A 24460-nucleotide genomic window follows, 5' to 3' on the forward strand; every position below is an offset into this window, starting at 1 on the left:
AATTATGGTACCATATTTAATGGCTATTCATTTACGCATGCTCAAGCCTTAGGTGTGGAGGGATCATTATGCAAGACGAATACACGCGCAAGCTGGAGGATCAGAGAGGCTTGTTCAAGCAGCTCGGTATTAAGCTGGATGCTCTGACCATTCATGAGAAAGACTTCGATGTGAAAATGCGTGGATATGAGAAAGAGGAAGTAGACCGTTTTCTTGATGAGATTATCGTTGACTATGAAAGATTTTACGATATTGTTACGGACTTGCTGGATAAATACAAGGAAATCCAACGTCGTTACGCTAACTTGGAAGAAGAGAGAAAAGCATTGTCCATCCGCAGCGTCCGGACCGATTCGGGAAATGTTATTGAACGTCAACTGGTGGAGGATGGAATCCGGCAAATGGAGCGAAGTTTAGAGCAATTTAAATTGCATATTCGCAAGGAATTTGAAATATAGGAGAGGGCTGCGCCGTGGCGCTGCTCTTTTTTTTGTATAAAATGCCTTGTTTTCACGCAAAATTACTGTAATGTGGTTCTCTTCATATGAAGTTCATGGTTTGTTCATTGCATACGATAGTGGAACGTGGTATTATATGATTAAGATTTAGATCTAGTCTAAATTTAAAGTAATTAACGAAAAATGATTACTCTGATGAGTTAGCTGATGAGAATCATATTTTGAATTGAATGGAGGAATTTATCGATGTCGAACCAAGTCACCACGCAAACAAACCAAGCTCTGCATCAACAACTAAACCTGCAAATTGCCAACTGGACTGTATTATACACGAAATTGCATCATTTTCATTGGTATGTGAAGGGGCCGCAATTTTTTACTCTGCATGAGAAGTTCGAGGAGCTCTATAATGAAGCGGCTGGATATGTGGATGAAATTGCTGAGCGTTTGCTGGCGATTGGCGGAGAGCCAATTAGCACGCTTAAGGTAGCTTTGGCGCAGACTACTATTGCAGAAGCTGGGGGCAAGCAAACCGCGGAGCAGATGGTAGCGGAGGTAGTAGCCGATTTTGAAACGGTGAGCCAAGAGCTGAAACAGGGAATGGAAGCTGCAGAGCAAGCAGAGGATGAAGCGACCGGTGATTTACTGCTTGGCATGTTGTCTTCCTTGGAAAAACACATCTGGATGCTGAACGCTTACTTAGGAAAATAATTTATTAATAGGCTTTCTCCCCCATACGAACCTGTTCGATTAGGATGAAATTCCGATCGGACAGGTTTCTTGGATTTTTACTCATTCATTCAGCGCAACTACTTTGACTATAAAATGTTAGTATACAGCGATTCAGCGGATAGGAGCAAACAGATAGTTCTAACGGATAGTTCTAACAGCAGGCCAAGTTAGGAGGAAAACAATGCTGAATATAAAAAGGGTGTACGAGGAGCCGGCCAGCGGGGATGGCAGACGTGTTCTCGTCGACAGAATCTGGCCGCGCGGCCTTCGCAAAGAGAGCGCCAGCCTGTCTTTATGGATGAAAGAGATCGCACCGAGCACAGAGCTGCGCAAATGGTTTGACCATAGACCCGAGCGGTTTCATGAATTCAGGAAACGTTACACCATAGAGCTTGCTGCAGCGGAGAGGCAAGCATATTTGGAACAATTACGCTCATGGATGGAACAAGGAACCGTCACTTTATTGTATGCAGCGAAGGATCCGGTGCACAATCATGCTGTCGTATTGAAGCAAGTGCTTGATCGGAAATGAGCTCAGCATGCAGCTTGAGTAGAGGCTAGAGGCTAGAGGCTTGAAGTGAACGAAGGTGAATGAAAGAGAAGATTGATCCTTGAAGTGAATGAAAGAGCTTTGAGGGGATTCGGCTTTAGCGGGCCCCGTTTTTTGGGAGTTATACGATTGTGTCTTATTCCATGCCATCCATAGCCTCGAGCCTCATCCTTTTGCTTCATTCATTTTTCTAACTTCATTCATTCTGCTAGCTTGAACTTCCTATTTTCAATCTTCTAGCTGCCTCATTCGGCTAAGTCCTTGTACCACAACCATCATACCTTCCCCTGTGTGCCTAATCCTTGTGCCACAACCATATGAACATGCGCCTTATGCACATGCCTTATGCTATATACCTCAGGCTATCTCTCTTACACTGTTCGCCTCGTGCTAATTACTTTGTGGCTGTATAACTGGTGCTAATTGTTTCATTCATCACGCTTTATGGCGTGTGTCTCGTACAAGTACGTTCGTGCTATAAGTGGCGGACTTGCTGCTTAATTTGAATGAAGGATAGTTTTCTTCCGCATCAAGCCACATTGTATCCTCGTAGAAAATCTGATGCTGCTGATCGATGACAAAGGAGAAGCGCTTAGCCTCCATTGGAACATCAAAGTTTCCTTTTTGATCTTGGATAATTAAGGTGTTTATTCCATCACAACCGCAGCCTTCCGTATCATAATAAAGCTTGATGATACCGGGCTGTTCGCCTAAGGTTTCTTCTAATCTCCGTGCAGCGACTGGCGTTATTTCCAACTTGATCATAATTGCATCTCCCTTCACTTTTATCTTCCAATTATAGATTTAATCTTATACGCAATCAAATCAGATTGTGTAACTGTATTTCTGGTATTTAAATTGTGGATTCTCATGCATACGGGATATTTAACAGGATTTTATGTTATTAAAGCAGAGTTTTTTGGCTAATAAAGCGAATGATGTGTTTTTAAGTACATGAAATCCTGTAAATTTTATCGAACCCTGGTGGGGCGCGAAAGTAGATGCATCTAATCCAGCTAAATTGTGCAAACCCGGAGATAGGTCGTTTAAGGGCTCACAACTGGGTTCACGACAGGCCACAACTAGGCACATAACTCAGCTCGCGGGTGTTGAAGAGTTTCACGGGTGTTGAAGAGTCACGCAAGGGTTGAATTGTTTAGTCAGTTAAGGAACAAAACAGGGGGCACGGATCACGCTACAAGAAGTCCGGGCACGCTACAGAAGGTCCGGCTATGCTACAGAAGGTCACGGGTCACGCTGACTAAGACGCCCGAGGAGCGTATGCTCAGAAGAGGTATGTACTCAGAGTGGATGCCCAGACTGATCTCATCGGAATGGTGGGAACAACAAAAAATGGTGCACAAGGCTGGGTTCATTTGTCACCATTTTTTGTTGTTTCGCTGTGTTATCAATAGCATCACAAAGGAGATCAAGATGATCGTAATCGTCCAAATCCAAGCTAGACCTGTGTTTCCGGTATCCACGGCGACATATATGGCTGTTGGGAGCGTCTGAGTTTTGCCCGGAATGTTGCCCGCGAACATAATCGTAGCTCCGAATTCCCCCAGTCCCCGGGCAAATCCAAGGATATAAGCCGTAATTAGGGATTGACTGCTCAGCGGCAGCGTGATGTAGCGGAATACTTGCCATTCGCTGGCTCCGCTGGATCGCCCGGCATCCTCCAGCTCTCGATCGATCGAGGCGAAGCCGGACTTCATCGTCTGATAGACGAGCGGAAACGAGACCACGATGGAAGCGATGACCGCCGCCCACCAAGAGAAAATGAGCGGCGAGGCGAATAACCATTCCATGAATTGGCCTATTCCGCTCCTTCTTCCGAATATAACCAGAAGTAAAAACCCGATAACAGTGGGAGGCAGAACGAGCGGCATCATAAGAACGGTCTCCAGCAGGGTTTTGCCTTTAAATTGCCGTGCCGATACCCACCGGGCTATCGCTGTGCCCAAAATTGTCACGAGAACGCTGGACAGTAATGCAACCTGCAAGGATAAGCGGATGGGCTGCCAGAATTCTTGCCAAGGGATTTGCATTTGAATCATGAAGAATGCGCTGCTGAGAAGCCGTATTTTGTAAAGATGCCCAGCGCCTCTTTGGATTGAAGATAGTCGTATAGCTCTGTTGTTTCCTTGAGATGCCGGGTTGACTTCAGAATGCCGATTGGATACTCGACAGGCGTGTAGCTGGCTGGGTCAACGGCAAATGAAATGGCTATATCTTGTGAAGTCAGCGCATCGGACTTGTACACAAAGCCAGCATCAGCGTTGCCCGTTTCTACATACTGCAGAACTTGCCGGACATCCTTGGCCTGCACAAGCTTCGGTTGAAGCTCGTTCCATAATTGGGCGTTCGTTAAGGTTTCCTGGGCATAGCTGCCCGCAGGAACACTCTCTGGGATGCCTATAGCTATCAACTTGATACTCTCATTTGTTAAATCTTGCAGCCCGAGAACTTCCGCAGGGCGATCACCAGGGATGATGACTACGAGTTCATTTGTCAAAACAATATTGTGCTGGTTGGCATCAATGAGGCCCTGAGCGACTAATTCATTCAAATTTTTGGTTGCCGCTGAGAGAAATAAATCTACAGGTGCGCCTTGTTCAATCTGTTTCTGCAGAGCACCGGAAGCTCCAAAATTAAAGTTCAGCTTCACTGCAGAATGCTTTGCTTCATAGGAAGATTGTATTTCCTTCATGGCATCCGTGAGGCTTGCCGCTGCTGAAATCGTTAATTCTACTTTTTCTTTAGATGCACTGCCAGTACTAGTCGCCGTACTGCAGCCTGTCATTAGAGAAGCCAACTGAGAAGCTAGCAGGAATAGGGCGAGGATCGCTTTGAGATTCCTCATATATGAGCTCCTTTCAACTTTAAAGTGTAGCGTATCATGCCGATGGCTCGCGTTTCATTATAAAGGGTTGGGTCGTCCCTAGTAAACCCATTTAGCACGGGAACAACCGGCTTGTGAAAGAAAGAGGGAATTCACCAAAGGGATATAGGGATTTCCCCTTATAGGATTGAGCATCACACTCTCTCATAATGTATGTATAAGAATAGACAATCCATTGATTCCCGTCATATTTTGTCGTTCTGCCGAAGGAGTGATGATGTCCAATGAAACGGAAATTTGGACTAAGGTTTTTCAAACCGACAGAGAGCTATTCCGGAAACTGGTCGATTCTTGAGGAAAAGGATCGGACTTGGGAGAATATGTACCGTGGGCGCTGGTCGCATGACAAAGTGGTACGCACGACGCATGGCGTCAATTGCACCGGCTCCTGCAGCTGGAAGGTGTTTGTGAAGAATGGAATTATAACGTGGGAAAATCAGCAAATCGACTATCCGTCATGCGGCCCGGATATGCCGGAATTCGAACCGCGCGGATGCCCGCGCGGCGCTTCTTTTTCGTGGTATGAATATAGTCCTTTGCGCGTGAAATACCCGTATATGCGAGGGAAATTATGGCGCATGTGGAAGCAGGCGCTGCAGGACGCCTCCGATCCGGTGGCGGCGTGGTCAAGCATTGTGGAAGATCCGGAGAAGGCAAGGGCTTATAAGCAGGCTCGGGGAAAAGGAGGCCATGTGCGTGTACCTTGGGAGGAAGCCACCCGGTTAATTGCGGCGCAGCTCATTTATACGATTCGCAAGTATGGGCCCGACCGGATTGCCGGCTTCACGCCTATTCCGGCGATGTCGATGATCAGCTATGCTTCAGGTGCGCGCTTCATCTCGCTGATTGGCGGTGAAATGCTCAGTTTCTATGATTGGTATGCCGATCTTCCGCCGGCATCGCCCCAAATTTGGGGAGAGCAGACGGACGTGCCGGAGTCAAGCGATTGGTACAATTCCGGTTACCTCATGATGTGGGGCTCCAACGTGCCGTTGACGCGTACGCCGGATGCCCATTTTATGACTGAGGTTCGCTATAAGGGGACGAAGGTGGTGTCGGTCGCTCCGGATTACGCGGAGAACGTGAAATTCGCGGACAACTGGCTGGCCCCGAACCCGGGAACGGACGCGGCGCTTGCGCAAGCGATGACGCATGTGATTCTGAAAGAATTTTATCATGAGCGTCAGGAGCCGATGTTCCTGAATTATGCCAAACAGTATACAGATATGCCGTTCCTGATTCTTCTTGAACCTCATGAAGGCAAGTATAAAGCGGGCCGCTTCTTGCGAGCCAGCGATTTAGGGGATGCTCCTCCGCATGCCGAATGGAAACCGGTCATTTGGGATGAGGCGGCAGACGAAATTACGATTCCTAACGGAACGATGGGCCAACGGTGGGAGAAGGACAAGAAATGGAACCTGATTCTCGAACGGGAAGACGGAACGAAGATCATGCCGGCGTTGTCTATTGAAGCTCAGGACAGTGAGTGGACAGAGATGGTCTTCCCGTCTTTTGATCATGGCGGAAATGGAATCTTCAAGCGCTCGATACCAGCCCGGCTCATACGGCTTGCTGATGGAACAGAGCGGCTGGTCGCTACGGTATATGACTTAATGTTAAGTCAATATGGCGTGCATCGCACCGGTGGCAAAGACCATGCGAAAGGATATGATGACGCCTCATCCCGCTATACTCCGGCATGGCAGGAGGCGATTACGGGCGTCAAGCCATCGATTGTTATTCAAATTGCCCGTGAATTCGCTCAGAATTCTCTGGATACCGGCGGACGCTCCATGATTATTATGGGGGCCGGCATTAATCATTGGTTTAACAGCGATACGATTTATCGTTCGATTCTCAATCTGGTCATTCTGACCGCCTCGCAGGGCGTGAACGGCGGGGGCTGGGCGCATTATGTAGGACAGGAGAAATGCCGTCCGATCGAGGGCTGGTCAGCCATCTCCTTCGCGAAGGATTGGCAGGGCGCGGCCCGCCAGCAAAATGCGACCTCGTTCTTCTATTTTGCCACCGATCAATGGAAATACGAAGAGACGGGGATGGAATCGCTCAAATCGCCGACAGGCGGGGAGATTCGTTACCAGCATCCGGCCGATTATAATGTGCTCGCGGCACGTCTTGGCTGGCTTCCATCTTATCCGCAGTTCAATAAGAGCAGCCTGGCGTTCGCGGAGGAAGCTGCTTCGCTTGGCGCAGCACCGTATGCTCGGCAAGCGACGGATACAACTGCATTGAACGCTCTGCAAGCGACGAATACAGCAGCACCAGGCGCTTCGAATGCAGCTCCGCAATCGGTGTCTCAAGGCGCCTCCGCAGCGGGTACAGCATCGCAAAGAGCTCCGCTTACTGAGCCGCATGGAGCAGCGGATAACGACAGCATTATCAAGCATGCGCGGGATCAAATCGTTTCGGGAGCAACGAAGTTTGCGATAGAAGATCCCGACGCTCCGGAGAATTTTCCGCGAACGATGTTCGTGTGGCGCTCCAATTTGATTTCAAGCTCGGCCAAGGGGCAGGAGTATTTCATGAAACATTTGCTTGGCACCTCGGACGGGCTGCTGTCGACGCCAAATGAGGAGGATAAGCCGGAGGAGATCGTGTGGCGCGATGAGGTGGAAGGAAAGCTGGATCTGCTGGTCGCCCTGGATTTCCGTATGACCTCTACGCCGATGTACGCGGATATCGTTTTGCCTGCTGCAACCTGGTACGAGAAGACGGATTTGTCGTCCACCGATATGCATCCGTTCGTGCATCCGTTTAATCCTGCGGTCGATCCGCTATGGGAGTCCCGTTCAGACTGGGACATTTACCGGACGATTGCGCATGTGTTCTCGGACATGGCGAAGGAGTATCTGCCAGGGGTTTACAAGGATCTGGTCGCCTCGCCGCTCGCGCATGATTCCGTGAACGAAATCGCCCAGCCCTTCGGCGAAATTAAGGATTGGCGCAAGGGAGAAGTAGAGCCGATTCCCGGCAAGACGATGCCGAATTTAAGCATCGTCGAACGCGATTATACGAAAATTTACGATAAATACGTGACGCTAGGGCCAAATTTGGCCACGGGGAAGGTGGGGGCTCACGGCGTCAGCTTCTCGGTTGCCGAGGAATACGAGGAGCTCAAGCGCATCAACGGCACTTATCACGATGACACGATCAAGAACGGGCTGCCGAAGCTCCATACGGCTCGCCATGCAGCCGATGCGATTCTCAATCTATCCTCGGCAACGAACGGCCGGGTGTCCCAGCGTGCTTGGGAGTCGGCCGAGCAGGACACAGGGGTCGGGTTAAAGGATATTTCCGCCGACCGCGCAGCCGAGCGCATAACGTTCCAGAGCATTACAGTACAGCCGCGTGAAGTTATACCAACACCGGTATTCAGCGGATCGAACAAGATGGGCAGACGCTATTCGCCATTCACGACGAATATTGAACGCCTGGTTCCTTTTCGAACACTGACGGGCAGACAGCATTTCTATCTCGATCACGAGCTGTTCCTGCAATTTGGCGAAGCTCTGCCGGTGTATAAGCCAACCTTGCCGCCTATGGTATTTGGACCGAGGGACAAACAGATTACCGGCGGTATGGATACGCTCGTGCTGCGCTATTTAACGCCGCATGGCAAATGGAATATCCACAGTACGTATCAGGATAATTTGCATATGCTGACTTTGTTCCGCGGCGGGCCGACGGTCTGGATCAACGACGAGGACGCGGCCGCCCATCGGATCGAAGATAATGACTGGCTGGAAGTTTATAACCGGAACGGCGTAGTTACCGCGCGAGCCGTTGTCAGCCATCGCATGCCAAAAGGCACGTTGTTCATGTACCACGCTCAGGATAAGCATATTAATGTACCGGGCTCCGATATTACGAAGGAGCGCGGAGGAAGCCATAATGCGCCGACGAGAATTCACGTCAAGCCTACGCAAATGGCAGGCGGCTATGCTCAGCTCAGTTACGGCTTCAACTATTACGGACCGATAGGGAATCAGCGGGATGTCTATGTGGCTGTCCGTAAAATGAAGGAGGTTAACTGGCTTGAAGATTAAAGCGCAAATTGCCATGGTTATGAACTTGGACAAATGCATCGGGTGCCATACCTGCAGCGTAACCTGCAAGAGCACATGGACGAATCGCCCCGGCGCTGAATACATGTGGTTCAACAACGTGGAGACGAAGCCCGGAATCGGTTATCCGAAGCGGTGGGAGGACCAGGAGCAGTACAAGGGCGGCTGGACACTGAAGAACGGCAAACTTGAATTGAAATCGGGTAACAAGCTGTCCAAAATCGCTCTCGGCAAAATTTTTCATAACCCGGATATGCCGGAGATGAAAGATTATTATGAACCGTGGAATTACAACTATGAGCACCTTACCAATGCAGGAGAGAAGAAACACCAGCCCGTAGCGCGTCCGAAGTCGGCGATTACAGGCGACAACATGGAGCTGGATTGGGGGCCCAACTGGGAGGACGATTTAGCTGGAGCCCATGTGACGGGCCCTCAAGATCCGAACATCGAGAAGATTGAAGAGGAAATCAAGTTTAACTTTGAGCAGGCCTTTATGATGTACCTTCCGCGTCTATGCGAGCATTGCCTGAATCCGAGCTGCGTTGCCTCCTGCCCATCAGGAGCGATGTATAAGCGCGACGAGGACGGTATTGTCCTCGTCGATCAGGAGGCCTGCCGCGGCTGGCGCTACTGCATGACAGGCTGTCCATACAAGAAGGTGTACTTCAACTGGCAGACAAATAAGGCAGAGAAATGCACCTTCTGCTTCCCGCGGATTGAAGCCGGGCTGCCGACGGTATGCTCAGAGACATGTACAGGGCGCATACGTTACCTCGGTGTACTGCTGTACGATGCCGACCGAGTGCAGGAGGCGGCTTCTATGCCGGATGAGAAGGATTTGTACCAGGCGCAGTGCGATTTGTTTCTGGATCCGAATGATCCGGCGATCATTGCACAGGCCCGGGCAGACGGCATAACCGAGGAGTGGATCGAAGCGGCCCAGCAATCGCCGGTCTATAAGCTGGCGATTGAATACAAGCTCGCATTTCCGCTGCACCCGGAATACCGGACACTGCCAATGGTCTGGTACGTACCGCCGCTCAGCCCGATCATGAATTACTTTGAGGGCAAGGATTCGATTCAGAATCCAGATATGATTTTTCCGGCGATCGAGGAAATGAGGACACCGATTCAGTATCTGGCTAACATGCTGACAGCCGGCGATCCCGAGCCGGTAAAACAATCCCTGCAGCGATTGGCCATGATGCGGGCTTATATGAGATCCCGGCAAACCGGCCGCTCCTTCGAGGAACAGCGGCTGCATCGCCTGGGATTAAGCGCGCATCAAACCGAACAAATCTATCGCCTGCTAGCCATTGCCAAATATGAGGATCGCTTCGTCATTCCGACGTCCCATAAGGAGACGTATCTGGACACCTATCATGCACAAGGGGCTGAAGGCTTTGGAATGGATTGCGGCGGCTGTGGATTCGCGGGGGCATCAGGGAGCAAGAGTGCGAAAGAGGAAGAGAACTTCTATGGGGGAATATGGCGTGATTAATCTCGAGAAGCTTTATGAATATAAGCATGTATTCGGTTTTTTCGCCCAGCAGCTAACGTACCCCGAGAAGCTCGACTTTCATCCATCTATTATGGAAGAGATACCAGACAGAACGTATCCGGCTTACGAGCATATCGAGCGCTTCTGGGAGCTGATGCACGGCTACAGCATGGAGCAAATTGAAGAGATGTACGTGCAGACCTTTGATTTTCAAAAGGATTCGACCTTGTATATGACCTATTTTAAATTCGAGGATTCCAAGGAACGCGGGCAAATGCTAGCCAAACTAAAAATCCTGTACCAGATGTTCGGGCTCGATATGCCGGATCATGAATTGTCGGATTACCTGCCGCTGATGTGTGAATTTATATACGCCGCCGAGTGGCAAGGATATCCGCAGGCTGAAAGAGACTTTAGCGTCTTGGTAAGCGTGATCGAGGACGGGACGTATCATTTGCTGAAATCGCTGGAGAAGAGCAGCAGCCCTTATTTTCACTTGATTAAAGCGCTCCGGGAAACCTTGAAATCCTGTATCAGGCAGGAGGCGTCGCAATGAGCTTATTGAATCAATTTCTATGGGTCATCTTCCCTTATGTTTGTATCGTCTTATTCGTTGCAGGCCATATTTATCGCTATCGGCATGATCAGTTCAATTGGACGGCCAAATCGAGCGAATTTATCGAGAAGAAGCATCTCAAGGCAGGCAGCCTGATGTTCCATCTCGGCATTATTCCCGTGATTGGCGGACATATCGCCGGATTAGGCATTCCTAAGGAATGGATGGAATCTCTTGGTGTTAGCGATCATCTATATCACCTTGGCGCGATATATATCGGCAGCCTATTCGGCTTCCTCACACTCGGCGGGATGCTGCTGCTGACAGCACGCCGGCTAACGATCAAAAATGTCCGCAAATTAAGCTCCGCATCCGATATCATCGTCAACCTGCTGCTTTTATTCATTGTCATCATGGGGCTGTACAGCACGATTGTAACCAATGCCGTCCAGCCGGAATTCGATTATCGATCAAGTATCTCAATTTGGTTTCGCGACCTCTTCGTGCTTCGTCCAGATGCCAGCCTCATGGCGAATGTGCCGGTGTCGTTTAAAATTCACATTTTGGCCGGATTCTTTATATTTGCGCTGTGGCCGTTCACTAGGCTGGTTCACGTCTGGAGCGTTCCGTTGAATTATGTGGGGAGAAGTTATATCCTATACAGGAAGAACCGTAAACATGGATTGTAGGAAAGAAGGCGTCAAGCCTTCTTTCTTTTCAATAAGCAAGGGAGCAAATAGCATGAAGGATGAACCGAATTTTGATTATCAGCTGGCGATCGATTCCCTGCGGGAACGATTTTTATTTGATTTTGTCTCCATTGCATTAGTGCAATCGGCGGCGGATCAATTCGTGCTGACATGGCAGTATGCATCCGGGAATTTGAACCAGCGCTATAAGCGGATCGTGCTGCATTCAGGCAAGGGTATTGCCGGCATCGTGTTCAAGACGGGAAAGCCGATGCTTATTCAAAATATAGAATCAGAGCTTGATCCGGGCGATTTGTTCAACTATCCGATCGTCGTGGCCGAGCAGCTTAAAACAGTATGCGCCGTTCCTTTATGGAAGGAGAGCCGTGTTGCCGGCGTGCTGCTAGTGGGCTTCCGCGCAGGAGGCCGGTTGACGCCAGCGCTGCTTGACGATTTCCGGAGACAGCTAGACCCCTCATTCGGCCCGTTTTTCACTAGAGAGCTGGTAGAGGAGTGACCTCGATTGAAGGATATCCACCTATCTCATGATCTGCTGCGTAAAATGTATGATAACAGTATGGAAGCGATCTTTTTCATCAGTTCGGATGGGGAAATTTTGCATATGAACCCGGCTGCGGAGAGCATCCTCGACTTGGATGTCGTTGAACAACTGTATAAAGGCGAGATGGTCTCGATATGTAAATCCTGCGCTGGATATACGAATGAGGAAGCGATGATTTCCTGTATCAATTGTTTTCTAAAAAATAAAGCGGAGGACTTCTCCTCCTTTCAAGTCTATTTAAACACGCGTGGGAAAGGGCTTGTTCCTTATGCGGCAAGCTTCCATAAAATTGATGAGGCTGAGGACATCCGCGTCTTCATGCTGCTCAATTTAACGAAGCAGTACCGGACCCAGGAAATGCTCCATCAGACGAATATGACCAAATACGTCATCAAAGCGCAGGAGGACGAGCGAAAGCGGATTTCCCGGGAACTGCATGATAGCGTCGCCCAGGAGCTGCTCAGCTCGCTCGTCGATCTGCGTGTTCTCAAATATATGGATACGGATCAGGTTGTCCTGAACAAGCTGCAGCAGACGGAAGCCTCGTTGACCCGGCTGCTCGAGGACATTCGGCGGTTAGCCGTTGAATTGCGCCCGGCGTCCTTAGACGATTTCGGGCTGGAGGCGGCCTTTCGCTCTCATTTTAAATGGATCGAGAAAAATTACGGCCTGCTTGTGGATTTTACAACAGAGCTGTCCGCCGCGCGCTACAGCAGCGAAATCGAAACGGTCGTCTACCGGATTTGTCAGGAAGCGGTGCTGAACGCGCTGAAGTACGCGAACACGGATGAAATACGGGTGAGACTGTTCGAAGAGGAGGAAGAGCTTCAACTGATCGTGCAGGACGAAGGCTCCGGATTTCACCTGAACGCCAGGGAGGCGATAGGGACGGGGCTCGGCTTGTTCGGCATGCGAGAACGGGCGGAGCTTGTGCAAGGGCAGTTGACGATCTTATCTGAAGCAGGTTCTGGAACGAAGGTTCACCTTCGCATACCGTTATCACCAATTTTCCGGGAGGGGATCAGAAGTGAAAATCGTCATCGCTGATGATCATGCCGTCGTACGAAGCGGATTTTCCATGATACTGAATTATCAGTCCGATATGGAGGTCGTGGCTACAGCCGCGGATGGAATAGAAGCTTATCAAATGGTAGCCAAGCATAGCCCTGACGTTCTATTGATGGATTTAAGCATGCCGCCAGGCGAAAGCGGGTTGATTGCGACAGGAAAAATCAGCAGCGATTATCCAGATACGAAAATATTGATTTTGACGATGTACGATGATGAAGAGTATTTATTTCATGTGCTGAAAAACGGGGCGGCGGGCTATGTGCTGAAAAATGCGCCTGACGAGGAGCTGCTGACGGCGATCCGTACCGTCCATCAAGGCGGGACATACATTCACTCCAAGATGGCTACCTCCCTTGTAAGGGAATTTATTAAGAAGGATCAGGAAGTGGGCGATTCCGACCCTTTCAATCAATTGACCAAGCGGGAAATCGAAATTTTACCGCTCGTTGCCAAGGGCTACGGGAACAAAGAAATTGCCGAGAAGCTGTACATTTCCGTGAAAACCGTCGAGGTGCACAAGGCGAAAATTATGGAGAAGCTCGGTTTAAAGAGCCGTCCAGAGCTCGTCGAATATGCGCTTAAAAAGAAGCTGCTCGATTTTTGAACATAATTGAAAACCGATAGCTAACTTTTAGGGATTTCCTTGGCAGGATCAGGGGAAATCCCTATTATTTTTTCTGCGGGTCCCCCCTTACAATAGACATGGGAATCAATATAATGTCATTCAGTATGTAGGGATTAGGTGATCTCATGATAAGAAAATTGCAGTTACCTTTGCAAACGTTGAATCTTGTGCTGGGCTTTATGGTTTGGGTCATTATTTCGTCGCTTCTCCCATTTATTAAAGAGGACATTTCAATTCCAGCGGAACAGCTGGCGATTGTGACGGCGATCCCCGTAGTGCTGGGCTCAATACTGCGGATCCCCTTCGGATATTATGCCAATGTCCTGGGTGCGCGGATTGTATTTTCCGCGAGCTTCGTATTGCTGCTTTTTCCGGTATATTATATTAGTAAAGCCTCTTCGTTTACCGATTTGGTCATTGGCGGCTTATTCCTGGGGGTCGGCGGCGCTGTGTTCTCGGTTGGCGTAACGTCTTTGCCAAAGTATTACCCGAAGGAAAGACACGGGCTGGTCAACGGCGTTTACGGCATCGGCAATTTGGGAACGGCCATTACGACCTTTGCGGCGCCGGTGATCGCGTCTCAGGCAGGCTGGTCGGTGACGGTCAAGCTGTATCTTGTACTGCTATTGATTTTTATTGCTCTGAATGTCATCTTTGGAGATAGGAAGGAAGCAAAGGTAAAGACCCCGATACTCGAAGAGATCAAGGGCGTTTACAAAAATGATAAGCTGTGGCTGTTCTCGCTTTTTTATTTTATTACGTTCGGTTCGTTTGTAGCTTTTACAGTGTATCTTCCGAACTTTTTAGTGTCCCACTTTGAGCTGGATAAAGTCGATGCGGGCATGCGTACTGCCGGATTCATTGCGCTTGCCACCTTTATGCGGCCGCTCGGCGGCTGGCTTGGGGATAAGTTCAAGCCGCTGGTATTGCTTATGGGCGTGTTCCTGGGCTTGACCGCTGCAGGCATCCTGCTCGCCTTTTCACCATCGATTGGACTTTATACCGTAGGCAGCCTGACGATAGCGGTTTGTGCCGGGGCAGGGAATGGCGTTATATTTAAACTTGTCCCTCAATATTTCAGCAAGCAGGCCGGGACGGTGAATGGATTCGTATCAATGATGGGCGGGCTGGGAGGCTTCTTCCCTCCGCTTATGCTATCGGTCATTTACTCAATGACGGGACAGTATTCCATTGGCTTCATGGCCTTGTCCCAGGTCGCTTTAGCCAGTCTTATTCTCGTCATATGGATGTATTATCATGATCGGCTTGCAATTTCTAACGAGGTGTTCCGCTCTACGGGGCAAGGCATTCTGGTCACGGATGCAAAGGGAATAATTAAAACCGTCAACCCGGCGTTTACCAAGCTGACAGGCTATAAAGAGGCGGAAGTCGTTGGACGTAAACCGAGTATTCTCAAATCAGGCAGGCAGTCTAAAGCCTTCTACGATGAAATGTGGCGCTGCATCAGGCTGACGGAACAGTGGCAAGGAGAAATTTGGAACCGCCGCAAAAGCGGACAGGAATATTTGGAGTTCCTGACCATTAATGCGGTGAAGGACGAATCGGGGGAAGTCATACAATACGTCGGCTTGTTCAGCGATATAAGTTAATTAGGTTAGTACTGTGGAAGGAAAGAGAGAGGCGGCATGTAATATGACGATAGAACCTATACGCGATCTACTGCATCGACCGATTCGTGATTTGCGGATTTCAGTTACGGATCGCTGCAATTTCCGCTGCATCTATTGCATGCCCAAGGAAATTTTTGGTGACGATTTTGCGTTTCTGCCGAAAGATGAACTGCTGACTGTAGAGGAGATCTGCACGGTAGCGCGGATATTCGCTGCAATAGGTGTCAAGAAAATTCGGATTACCGGCGGGGAGCCCTTATTGCGGAGAGATTTGCCGGAAATTGTAGAGAGGCTGGCAAGGATCGAAGGGATCGAGGATATGGGGCTGACGACCAACGGCCTTCTCCTGCAGCAGTATGCTCAGCCGTTGTTTGATGCAGGCCTGCGCCGATTGAATATTAGCCTGGATGCACTTGATCCCAAGCTGTTTGCCTATATGAACGGGCGCGGCATTGAACCCGGGATGATATTGGACAATATTAAGCAAGCAAAGGAAACGGGTTTTCAGGTTAAAGTCAACATGGTTGTGCAAAAAGGCGTGAACGACCAGGAAATCCTTCCGATGGCCGCTTATTTTAGACAATTGGGGATCACGCTCTGTTTTATCGAATTTATGGATGTCGGGAATGACAATGACTGGGCGCGCAGCCGGGTCGTTACCAAGCGGGAGATTTATGACAGATTGTCTGCTTGGCACGAGTTGGAGCCTGTGGAACCGAATTACTATGGAGAAGTAGCGCAGCGGTACCGGTACAAAGACGGGGCAGCGGAAGTCGGCTTTATTGCCTCTGTGTCCGAATCCTTCTGTTCTACGTGCACCCGGGCACGGCTGTCATCGGAAGGGAAGTTTTATACCTGTCTGTTCGCTTCGCAGGGCTTTGATTTACGCGGGCTGCTTCGCGGAGGGGCCACTGACCGGGAAATCCTCGCTGCTATTTGTAACGTGTGGGAGAAACGGAAGGATCGATATTCCGATGAACGAACGGAGCAGCGGTCATTGCAGCGCACCAAAATAAATATGTCCTACATCGGCGGGTAAGGCGGGTAGTGAGAGTACGTATTTCAGAGGAGAGTCAGAGCTTGTGAGAAAGCAAGGGATTGTCATTCCCCATGAACATGGGGGATGGGCCATGGTTAGCGTGCCATTTGTGGTCGGCATGATGGCGGGAGGACCGCAGTGGATGCACCTGCTGTTATTTTTAGCATGGCTGTTTCTATATTTATCGTCGTATCCGTTCCTTCAAGCTTTGAAAAGACGCAGGGATCGCATGCATTTGAGCAAATGGGGAACGATATATGGCTTGATTGCAGTTATATGTCTAACACCGGTGCTTCTCCGGCAGCCGCAGCTTTTGTATTTTGGCCCTGTTTTGCTCGCGCTGCTCCTGGTCAACATTTGGTACGTTAAACATAAATCTGAAAGGGCATGGTTTAATGATCTATGCGCCATTCTGATCTTCTCGCTGGGCGGGGCGGCTGCTTATTTGCTCAGCGGCGGAGGCTGGGATCGCATGATGATCTACATTATCGTGTTCAATACGTTATTTTTTATGGGCAGCGTGTTCTTCGTAAAGTCTGTCTTTCGCGAACGGACAAACCGACGGTGGCTTATCTGCGCGAAAGGCTATCACGTATTATTGCTCCTCATTCCCCCGCTGCTAGGGTGGCCTTGGATGGCAATTGCCTATTTGTTCCCATTGATCCGTACCTTTATTTTTGCGGGCAAAACGCTGCGGCCTATGAAAGTAGGAATCATCGAAATTATCGGCTCTGTTCAATATGTGTTGCTTGCGGTCATGCTGCTCTAAGGCATGCTTGCTGTTTCGATCATCTCTTGTCAGGTTAATTGTAACCGTCAATGCAAAACGCAAATTGTATAGATGGAATAAGGAGAGATCAAGATGAGGAAACAAATAGAACAAGCCTTCAAAACAATTACAATCACTGTAAACGGGGCGCCGGTAGGATACGACCTGCTGATGGATAATGTCACTTATGCCCCGGTGGCAAAAGCGTATACTTTGCTGCGGAACAGACCCAAAACGACGATTCTGAAGTGAGTTAGGGACTGCTTATCCTGTTTGTATATACCGGTCGCCGGAGAAAGTTAGCGACGTTTTAAATTATTTCGGCTGGGTAATACAATATCGTACCCAATACGGTACCTTACAAATAACGATAAGGAGTGAACCACTCATGGCAAACAACAATCGTGACGGTAAGATGAGCCGGGAGGAAGCAGGACGTAAAGGCGGCGAAGCGACAGCCCGGAACCATGATAAGGAATTCTACCAGGAAATTGGTGAAAAAGGCGGAAAAGCGACGGCTCGTAATCATGATAAGGATTTTTACCAGGAGATCGGCGAGAAAGGCGGAAAGGCAACGGCCCGCAATCATGACAAAGAGTTCTACCAGGAGATCGGCAGAAAAGGCGGCGAAGCCCGAAGCAATTCCGATGACAATGACGGCAAGATGAGCCGGGAGGAAGCGGGACGCAAGGGCGGCGAAGCGCGCGCTCGTCAGCGCAGAGACAAATAATAGCATCCACTGCGGATTGAACGATGATATAAAGTGAGCGGGCGAGGCGGCCGGGCACGACCCCTCGCTGCCGCCGCTGGCCTTCAGGCCCAACAAGATGACCTCTGTGCAAGTGCAGCACAGAGGTCATCTTGTTGATTAGGCGCAGAATTATATTTTGAATCGTTCAATCATGGTGTGAAGCTTCTCCGATAGGCTGGACAGAAAGCTGGCGGACGCTCCGACCTCCTCCATGGCGGCGAGCTGCTCCTCTGATGCGGCAGACATCGTCTGAGCCCGTTCCACGTTATAATTGGCGACGGCAACGATTCCCTCTACGGATTCTACTAAATGGACGGAACGGTCGGAGAGTTCCTTGACGTTCGCGGCAACTCCCTCGATCGATTCCGCGGTGTATGCGGCAGAGGATTCGATCGATGTGAAGGATTCGCCTGCATTGCGCACAAGCTCGGTGCTATGAAGCGTTTCCTGCAAAGCATCCCTCATCGTTTCCCCGCTCAGCTCCATTTGTCGGACGATGTAGGCAATCAACCCGGAAATTTGATTCGCCGATTGTACCGAGCGTTCAGCCAGCTTGCGTACCGACGAGGCGACGACGGCAAATCCTCGGCCCTGTTCTCCCGCACGGGCTGCTTCAATTGCGGCGTTCAAGGCAAGCAGATTCGTCTCTGTGGAAATTTCGGTCAGGATATCGAGAATGCTTTGAATTTCTTTGGAATGGCTGCTCAGTTCCTCGATAACGGAGGAGAGCTGTTGTATTTTCTTTTCCATGACTTCCATTTGTGCTACGCCAAGCTGAACCGAGCCCCGACCTTGCCGGGAGGCTTCCGAGGACTGCTGGGCCGACAGCGCGACAGCCTCGGCACGGCGGCTGATTTCATCGATCGCTGCCGCCATGCTTCGGATTACGGCGGAACTGTCCGCCAAGCTGCGCAGCTGGGATTCGGTGCCTTCCGTCAATTGCTCCGTCATCTCTGCAGCTTGCTCGCTCGCTCTGCCCGTCTGGTCGGCGCTGGCGGAGAGCTGCTGCGAGGAGGCGGCAACTTGCATCGACGTCTCGTTGACCTCGGCGATAAGCTGCCGCAAGCTTGCGGTCATGTTCCCGAAGTCGCGAGCGAGCTGTCCTACTTCATCCCGGTTCCGGATCGCAGGGGGTTGTATGCTCAAATCCCCGGCTGCAATCTGGTTTACTTGCCGGGAAAGCTGCTCAAGCGGCCGGATCATCCGGTGGATGAAAAAATAGACGCAGATACCGGCGATCAGAATGACGGCCGCGCCAATAGCGAAGGGAAGCGTTATAATTTCCCAGGTACGCTCGTGAATGATAGAAGCATCGAAATTGATGGTCATAAGTCCTATGATCGGTCCGGATGGATCATGATTCAGATAAATAGGGGCATAGCCTGATAGTAGATCTACGCCGTCATATGTATACACTTCACTATAGACAGAGTGTTTCATCTCCCTGATCATATTTTGATCCTTCTCCGCTAAGTAAAAGGATTCGCCTGCAGAATAGCCGCGTTCCTTCAAGTTGCGGTCGGCAGCAATAATTTTACCGTCCAGGGACAGAATAAACGTCTCTTTAAACAAGGACTTATGGTCTACCGTCCAATTCAACTGCTCCTCGACAAGGGGGAGCACCGAATGATCGCCCTGAAGAAGCTGTTCAATCATCCGGGGATCGATCAACCCGGTAGTAATGTTTGCACATCCGAGCACTTCGATACCGGCAGATTGCTGCGTTTGACGGTATGCTGTCTGGTAACTGAATACTCCAATTAACCCTGCAATGACAAGGAGTACACTGATCATCGTTAAAGTTATTTTTCGCGCTAATCCCATATTTACTGCAGTTCCCCTATCTTTAATTAAATTTTTGCAAATCAATCTTCATAGCTTGAAATCTGAAAAAAGCCTAATGATGCTGGGCGGAGTTAGGATCCGCTACAGGATCCGCTACAGGGGCCGTTGCTAGGAAGCGTTTGCTAGGTCCTGCTGACCTGCTCCTAGGAGCCATTGCTTTAATCCGTTGCTAGGGTCCACTGCTGGAATCTGTTGCTAGGGCCCGTTGCTAGGGTCCACTGCTGGAATCTGTTGCTAGGGCCCGTTGCTAGGGCTCACTGCTGGAATCTGTTGCTGGGGCCATTTGCAGGGGCTCACTGCTGAAATCTGTTGTTGGGGCCATTTGCAGGAATCCATTGCTAGGAGCCATTGCTAGTATGCGTCACTAGGGCCTACCTGGGATCTGTTGTTGGAATTGACGATATATGCATGCCGGAGAAGGTGTATCACCTTCTTTTAGCGTGTGCGCTGTGACGATTTCGTTCATCCAATCGAGAAAGTTGCTGCTAAGCGACCGCCCAGTCCGCCAACCGCCAGTCCGCCAACCGCCCAGTCGGGTGTGGGGTGTATGAAAAATTGTCCAAAACATTATCGTAGCGGCCAGATGCTGAAATTGTATATGAAAAATCATACACAATGCTCGTGTGGCGGCCCGATGCAGGAATTGTACACGAAAAATCATATACAATGCACGTGTGGCGGCCCGATGCAGGAATTGTATGCGAAAAATCATACACAATGCTCGTGTGGCGGCCCAATGCAGGAATTGTATATGAAAAATCATACACAATGCTCGTGTGGCGGCCCGATGCAGGAATTGTATATGAAAAATCATACACAATGCTCGTGTGGCGGCCCGATGCAGGAATTGTATATGAAAAATCATACACAATGCTCGTGTAGCGGCCCGATGCAGGAATTGTATATGAAAAATCATACACAATGCTCGTGTGGCGGCCCGATGCTGAAATTGTATATGAAAAATCATACACAATGCTCGTGTGGCGGCCAGATGCTGAAATTGTATATGAAAAATCATACACAATGCTCGTGTAGCGGCCCGATGCAGGAAGTGTATACGAAAAATCGCACACAATGCTCGCGTAGCAGCCTACTCAGACCGGGCAGTTGCTGCATAGTATACCGGTCTCATTGTCCGGAAAAGTTTTGTCAAGCCGTCATCTCCTTACCTTCAAACCAACGATAAAACTAGGTCTAGGCTATTTTTTCTCTGCTAAAGTTGAGTTTATAATTGCTATATATTTATTATAATTCTGAAATGTTTGCAGAATAATAACGACGTACAGCTAAATGTGTCAAAAAAACAAATGTTGAGAAAAGATTCACAAGGAGTGTTGGCGTTGACAGAGCAATCCAAATCACGGTTGGAGAAGGCCGATCCACGGCCAGAGTATTCAGTTCTTGAGTCAGAGCCTGTCGAACAGCGGTCAGAGAATTCAGCTATTGTGTCAGAGCCTGCCGATCCACGGTCAGAGAAGACAGCTATTGAGTCAGAACCTGCTAAGCTGCGGTCAAAGAAGTCTGCACCAAAGCCGGATCAGGTCGACAAATGGCGTCTGTTTGTGGCTGTTCCGATTCCGGATTTTATGAAGCAGCGGTTACACCAGTGGTGCAAGGAGCAGCAGAAGGAACTGAAGTTTCGTAAATGGGTGCATCCGGCAGACTATCATATTACCCTTCAGTTTCTGGGGGATACGCCTGCCGCCCAGGTAAAATCTATAATGGATTCCCTTCAGGAGGCAGCGGGCAAGGCATCTCCATTCCGGCTGAGTGCCTCAGGAATTGGTACATTTGGCCAGCCCTCCCGCCCCCGCGTGTTATGGAGCGGTGTAGAAGGAGACATTTCATCTTTGACTCATCTTCATCGTCTCGTTACGGCCGCGAATGCCAAGCTAGGCTTTGTCCCGGAAGTGCGTCCCTACGCCCCTCACATCACGCTAGCCCGTAAATATTCAGAGGATGAAAAGCTGGGACATCCGCTTGATAATAAAGAATTTTACTTTGGGGATTGGACAAATGATACGATTATGTTGTATCGTACTAGAGTAACCGAAAGTCCGATGTATGAGGTAGTAGGGGGCATATCATTGCAGTCGTGAGCCCTTGTTTCTCCGTTTGCTGTACAATTATTTTCAGGAGAGCCTTCCCTTTCGGAAGGCTTTTTAAGTTGAAAATTATCGGATTTAAGTTGAAAATTATAAGAAAAATTTATCTGAAGGTTGTTCAAAACCTCTTTTTTCGGTTACATAGTTGAAAGAGTGCGTGATCAACGCCAGGAGATAAGCCGGATTTCATAACAATGAAAAATATAAAACGCGGGCTTATCACTATAGAGATATTGTCATTGCAGGAGGCCATATGTATATTTTCAGACAGAATCGTTATGTCACACTATTAATTAGCGCTATTCTTATATGTTCGGGATCGATTTCATTATTATGGGGTCGTATCGATCAAAGTCAAAATCGTGTTCGTCCAATAGAACTTTCGTCGAGTAGTATGTCGAGTAGTATGTCCGTCATCGTAAAGCAGCAAAATCGCAACTATTCTGCGGCGAGTACTAACGCGTCCCTAATACAGGAGAGGCGTATTTACCGACCCGTCGTCCCCTTGATTTCGACACTTGTTGCGAAGAAGCAAGTCCAAACCAAAACAAGCCAGCGTCCCCAGCTGTTATTTGCCCGCAATCTCGTTGCAACGGAACAAGCCCGGCTGCAAGAGCAAGCGATGAAGGCAACGAAGGCTGAGGCTGCCGCGGAGGTTATTGATAAGTCTCATCCCCCCAATCAAATATACTTCACCCGTACAGAACTGCTTAGCCAGGCGGATAAAGATCAGGCTACCTGGAACTACGTTCTGGAGGATGAAGAGCTGCATCTCCTTCACAAAATTGTGATGGCAGAGGCAGAAGGTGAACCGTACGAGGGCAAAGTGGCAGTTGCCAACGTTGTCTTAAACCGGCTGCGGTCCGCCAATTACCCCGACACGATTAAGGAAGTAATTTATCAGAAGTCTCAATTTAGTCCTGTGCAGAATGGAAGAATGGACCGGGTCCGTCCGAACGAGGATTGTATTCGTGCTGTAACAGAAGCGTTGCACGGCCGCAAAGAAGTATCGGATGACACCTATTATTTCCTCTCCCTATCTTTGGCGACGGACTTCACCATTGCGCGTTCAAAAAGCAAGTCCAAGGAAATCGGGAATCATACTTTCTATAAATAGGCAAAATCCAGCTTGGTTTGCACGGGTTGGCTATGCAGCAAATTCATGACATCCAGCGCGCAGCGATCCGGTTTGTACACTGGAGTGTGCAGCGCACTAACTTTGTCATACACGAGGCTGCTATTATCTGATTGCTGTGCAATGCGCTGAAACCATTGATCAATAACATTTGTAGAGGATAGTTCTACGCCGTATCCATGGTTTACGAAATATTCGCGGTTTTTCTCTTCCTGGCCAGGTATCGACTCGAAGAACAGCATAGGAATTCCTTTAGCGAGACCCTCGGTACATGTCATGCCGCCCGGCTTCGTAATTAACAGATCCGAGGCGTCCATCCATTTGCTGATTTCGCGAGTGTGACCGAGTATGGTGATGTTCTCATGCTGGAGCTCAGGGCAAGCCCGCATCTTTTCCGCTAATTTCCCGTTGCTGCCCATGCAGCAAATGATTTGTACTTTGTCGCGCCAGGCGTTGAGCTTGTCGATAAGCTCTTCCTTGAGCAGGAGGCCCCATCCCCCTCCCATGACGAGCACGGTAGGCATTTGCTTGATACCCAGCTCTCTCCTGGCGGAAGCTTTATCCTGATTGCTCCAGAAATTAGGGTGAACAGGGATTCCGGTTACGCGAATCATATTCGGATCTACTCCGCGCTGTCTAAGCAGTTCTTTGACCTCCGGAGTAGATACAAGGTATTGATCTACCTTGGGGCTGATCCAGGAACCATGCGCATCATAATCTGTAATCAGCGTGTACAGAGGTACGTTTAATCCTGAGGCGCGAAGTCTGGAGATGACGGCATTGGGAATCGGATGAGTGCAAATGATAACATCGGGCCGGAGCTGCCGAATCACCTGGGAGGCATGCTGGTAAAACATTTTATGCAGAGCCAGTCTGGTCAGCCGCCCTACGGGTTTTTCATATTTTTTGCGATAGAACATCCCGACCAATGCCGGACTTGTATTTAACGTAACCCGGTAAGCAGACAAAATCCACGGAGCGACGATAGGATTGAGGAATGTTCCAAGCTCCATCACTTTGGTATTCGTGCCCGGACAAACTTTTTTAATCCCTGCGGCCAGAGCGTGGCCAGCCTGGGTGTGGCCGCTGCCGAAGCCTTCTGATAAGATCAGTACTCGTTTTTTGGACATAATATCACCTGCTTTATGATTGGATCCGTCCCTTTAGAGGACGGTTTTGTTCGTTATATAAGCTTTATGAGGGAGCGAATTTGTTAGTATCTGGTTATATTTTAAAGTGCCGCGGTGTGAAACAAAAGAGCCTGCAGACTGGTCCACAGCTGGACCAAAGTCGGGGAAAAAAATACGACAAATTTCGCTATGTAGTAAATTTTATGAAAACAATGGAAGTTGCAGAAATTATCTTGCAAAGACGATATTCAAATGTTAAAGTGAAAAATGACCATATGACCGAAATGGATTTTTGGTCAATTATTCATCGAGTCTTGT

Annotated in this window: 22 protein-coding genes; 17 read left to right on the top strand and 5 right to left on the bottom strand. The window is 49.3% G+C overall.

The window, feature by feature from the left end:
- Positions 1–68: 68 nt before the first annotated feature.
- From G358_RS0104520 to G358_RS0104530, 3 genes are all read left to right on the top strand, one after another.
- The gene (locus G358_RS0104520; protein WP_019636009.1) at positions 69–458 is read left to right on the top strand and encodes a DivIVA domain-containing protein; all 390 of its coding nucleotides are present in this window, start codon (positions 69–71) and stop codon (positions 456–458) included.
- 246 nt (positions 459–704) lie between these two features.
- Positions 705–1169 carry a Dps family protein gene (locus G358_RS0104525; protein ID WP_019636010.1) on the top strand — a complete coding sequence of 155 codons (465 nt, stop codon included), beginning with the start codon at positions 705–707 and terminating at the stop codon, positions 1167–1169.
- 202 nt (positions 1170–1371) lie between these two features.
- Positions 1372–1722: a DUF488 domain-containing protein gene (locus tag G358_RS0104530; protein WP_019636011.1), complete on the top strand. Its 351-nt coding sequence runs from the start codon at positions 1372–1374 to the stop codon at positions 1720–1722.
- Between the two features lie 453 nt (positions 1723–2175).
- Here G358_RS0104530 and G358_RS0104535 read toward each other — a convergent pair whose 3' ends face one another.
- From G358_RS0104535 to modA, 3 genes are all read right to left on the bottom strand, one after another.
- Positions 2176–2505 (bottom strand): iron-sulfur cluster biosynthesis family protein, encoded by a 330-nt coding sequence (locus tag G358_RS0104535; RefSeq protein ID WP_019636012.1) that lies wholly within the window; start codon positions 2503–2505, stop codon positions 2176–2178.
- A gap of 614 nt (positions 2506–3119) precedes the next feature.
- Positions 3120–3800 carry a molybdate ABC transporter permease subunit gene (gene modB / locus G358_RS0104540; protein WP_019636013.1) on the bottom strand — a complete coding sequence of 227 codons (681 nt, stop codon included), beginning with the start codon at positions 3798–3800 and terminating at the stop codon, positions 3120–3122.
- The gene (gene modA, locus G358_RS0104545) at positions 3797–4606 is read right to left on the bottom strand and encodes a molybdate ABC transporter substrate-binding protein (RefSeq protein ID WP_019636014.1); all 810 of its coding nucleotides are present in this window, start codon (positions 4604–4606) and stop codon (positions 3797–3799) included. The genes modB and modA overlap by 4 nt, the downstream gene beginning before the upstream one ends.
- Positions 4607–4869: 263 nt before the next feature.
- On the opposite strand from modA, the gene G358_RS0104550 reads away from it, so the two are divergent.
- The 12 genes from G358_RS0104550 to G358_RS0104605 all read left to right on the top strand — a co-directional run bounded on the left by G358_RS0104550 (position 4870) and on the right by G358_RS0104605 (position 17906).
- Positions 4870–8712 (top strand): nitrate reductase subunit alpha, encoded by a 3843-nt coding sequence (locus G358_RS0104550; protein WP_019636015.1) that lies wholly within the window; start codon positions 4870–4872, stop codon positions 8710–8712.
- The gene (narH, locus tag G358_RS0104555; RefSeq protein ID WP_019636016.1) at positions 8702–10234 is read left to right on the top strand and encodes a nitrate reductase subunit beta; all 1533 of its coding nucleotides are present in this window, start codon (positions 8702–8704) and stop codon (positions 10232–10234) included. The genes G358_RS0104550 and narH overlap by 11 nt, the downstream gene beginning before the upstream one ends.
- Entirely contained in the window at positions 10227–10790 is a 564-nt protein-coding gene (gene narJ, locus G358_RS0104560; RefSeq protein ID WP_019636017.1) for a nitrate reductase molybdenum cofactor assembly chaperone, read from the top strand. Before narH ends, narJ begins: the two co-directional genes overlap by 8 nt.
- On the top strand, positions 10787–11479 hold the full coding sequence (gene narI / locus G358_RS0104565; protein WP_019636018.1) for a respiratory nitrate reductase subunit gamma: 693 nt from the start codon (positions 10787–10789) through the stop codon (positions 11477–11479). The genes narJ and narI overlap by 4 nt, the downstream gene beginning before the upstream one ends.
- Positions 11480–11531: 52 nt before the next feature.
- Complete coding sequence (locus tag G358_RS0104570; protein ID WP_033403800.1) at positions 11532–11996, top strand: GAF domain-containing protein; 465 nt, start codon at positions 11532–11534, stop codon at positions 11994–11996.
- 6 nt (positions 11997–12002) lie between these two features.
- Positions 12003–13088: a sensor histidine kinase gene (locus tag G358_RS29435; RefSeq protein WP_019636020.1), complete on the top strand. Its 1086-nt coding sequence runs from the start codon at positions 12003–12005 to the stop codon at positions 13086–13088.
- Positions 13069–13716, top strand: a complete 648-nt coding sequence (locus G358_RS0104580) for a response regulator transcription factor (RefSeq protein WP_019636021.1) — start codon at positions 13069–13071, stop codon at positions 13714–13716. Before G358_RS29435 ends, G358_RS0104580 begins: the two co-directional genes overlap by 20 nt.
- Positions 13717–13862: 146 nt before the next feature.
- Positions 13863–15347, top strand: coding sequence for a nitrate/nitrite transporter (locus G358_RS0104585; protein ID WP_019636022.1), 1485 nt, complete (start codon positions 13863–13865; stop codon positions 15345–15347).
- 43 nt (positions 15348–15390) lie between these two features.
- Entirely contained in the window at positions 15391–16407 is a 1017-nt protein-coding gene (moaA, locus tag G358_RS0104590; RefSeq protein WP_019636023.1) for a GTP 3',8-cyclase MoaA, read from the top strand.
- A gap of 43 nt (positions 16408–16450) precedes the next feature.
- Complete coding sequence (locus G358_RS0104595) at positions 16451–17176, top strand: YwiC-like family protein (protein WP_019636024.1); 726 nt, start codon at positions 16451–16453, stop codon at positions 17174–17176.
- Between the two features lie 93 nt (positions 17177–17269).
- A complete protein-coding gene (locus G358_RS33405; protein WP_019636025.1) occupies positions 17270–17428 on the top strand; it encodes a hypothetical protein in 159 nt (52 codons plus the stop codon).
- A gap of 136 nt (positions 17429–17564) precedes the next feature.
- Complete coding sequence (locus tag G358_RS0104605; RefSeq protein ID WP_019636026.1) at positions 17565–17906, top strand: KGG domain-containing protein; 342 nt, start codon at positions 17565–17567, stop codon at positions 17904–17906.
- Between the two features lie 150 nt (positions 17907–18056).
- On the opposite strand, the gene G358_RS0104610 is transcribed toward G358_RS0104605, so the two are convergent.
- Positions 18057–19751 carry a methyl-accepting chemotaxis protein gene (locus tag G358_RS0104610; RefSeq protein ID WP_019636027.1) on the bottom strand — a complete coding sequence of 565 codons (1695 nt, stop codon included), beginning with the start codon at positions 19749–19751 and terminating at the stop codon, positions 18057–18059.
- Between the two features lie 1352 nt (positions 19752–21103).
- On the opposite strand from G358_RS0104610, the gene thpR reads away from it, so the two are divergent.
- Together thpR and G358_RS0104625 are read left to right on the top strand one after the other, a co-directional pair.
- Positions 21104–21871 carry an RNA 2',3'-cyclic phosphodiesterase gene (gene thpR, locus G358_RS0104620; protein ID WP_420836044.1) on the top strand — a complete coding sequence of 256 codons (768 nt, stop codon included), beginning with the start codon at positions 21104–21106 and terminating at the stop codon, positions 21869–21871.
- Between the two features lie 412 nt (positions 21872–22283).
- Complete coding sequence (locus G358_RS0104625; RefSeq protein WP_240479934.1) at positions 22284–22994, top strand: cell wall hydrolase; 711 nt, start codon at positions 22284–22286, stop codon at positions 22992–22994.
- Here the strand turns inward: G358_RS0104625 and G358_RS0104630 are convergent.
- Positions 22985–24142 (bottom strand): MGDG synthase family glycosyltransferase, encoded by a 1158-nt coding sequence (locus G358_RS0104630; protein WP_019636031.1) that lies wholly within the window; start codon positions 24140–24142, stop codon positions 22985–22987. The two genes, G358_RS0104625 and G358_RS0104630, sit on opposite strands and share 10 nt — an antisense overlap.
- Positions 24143–24460: the final 318 nt, after the last annotated feature.

Source organism: Paenibacillus fonticola DSM 21315 (assembly GCF_000381905.1).
GTDB classification, from domain to species: Bacteria; Bacillota; Bacilli; order Paenibacillales; family Paenibacillaceae; genus Fontibacillus; species Fontibacillus fonticola.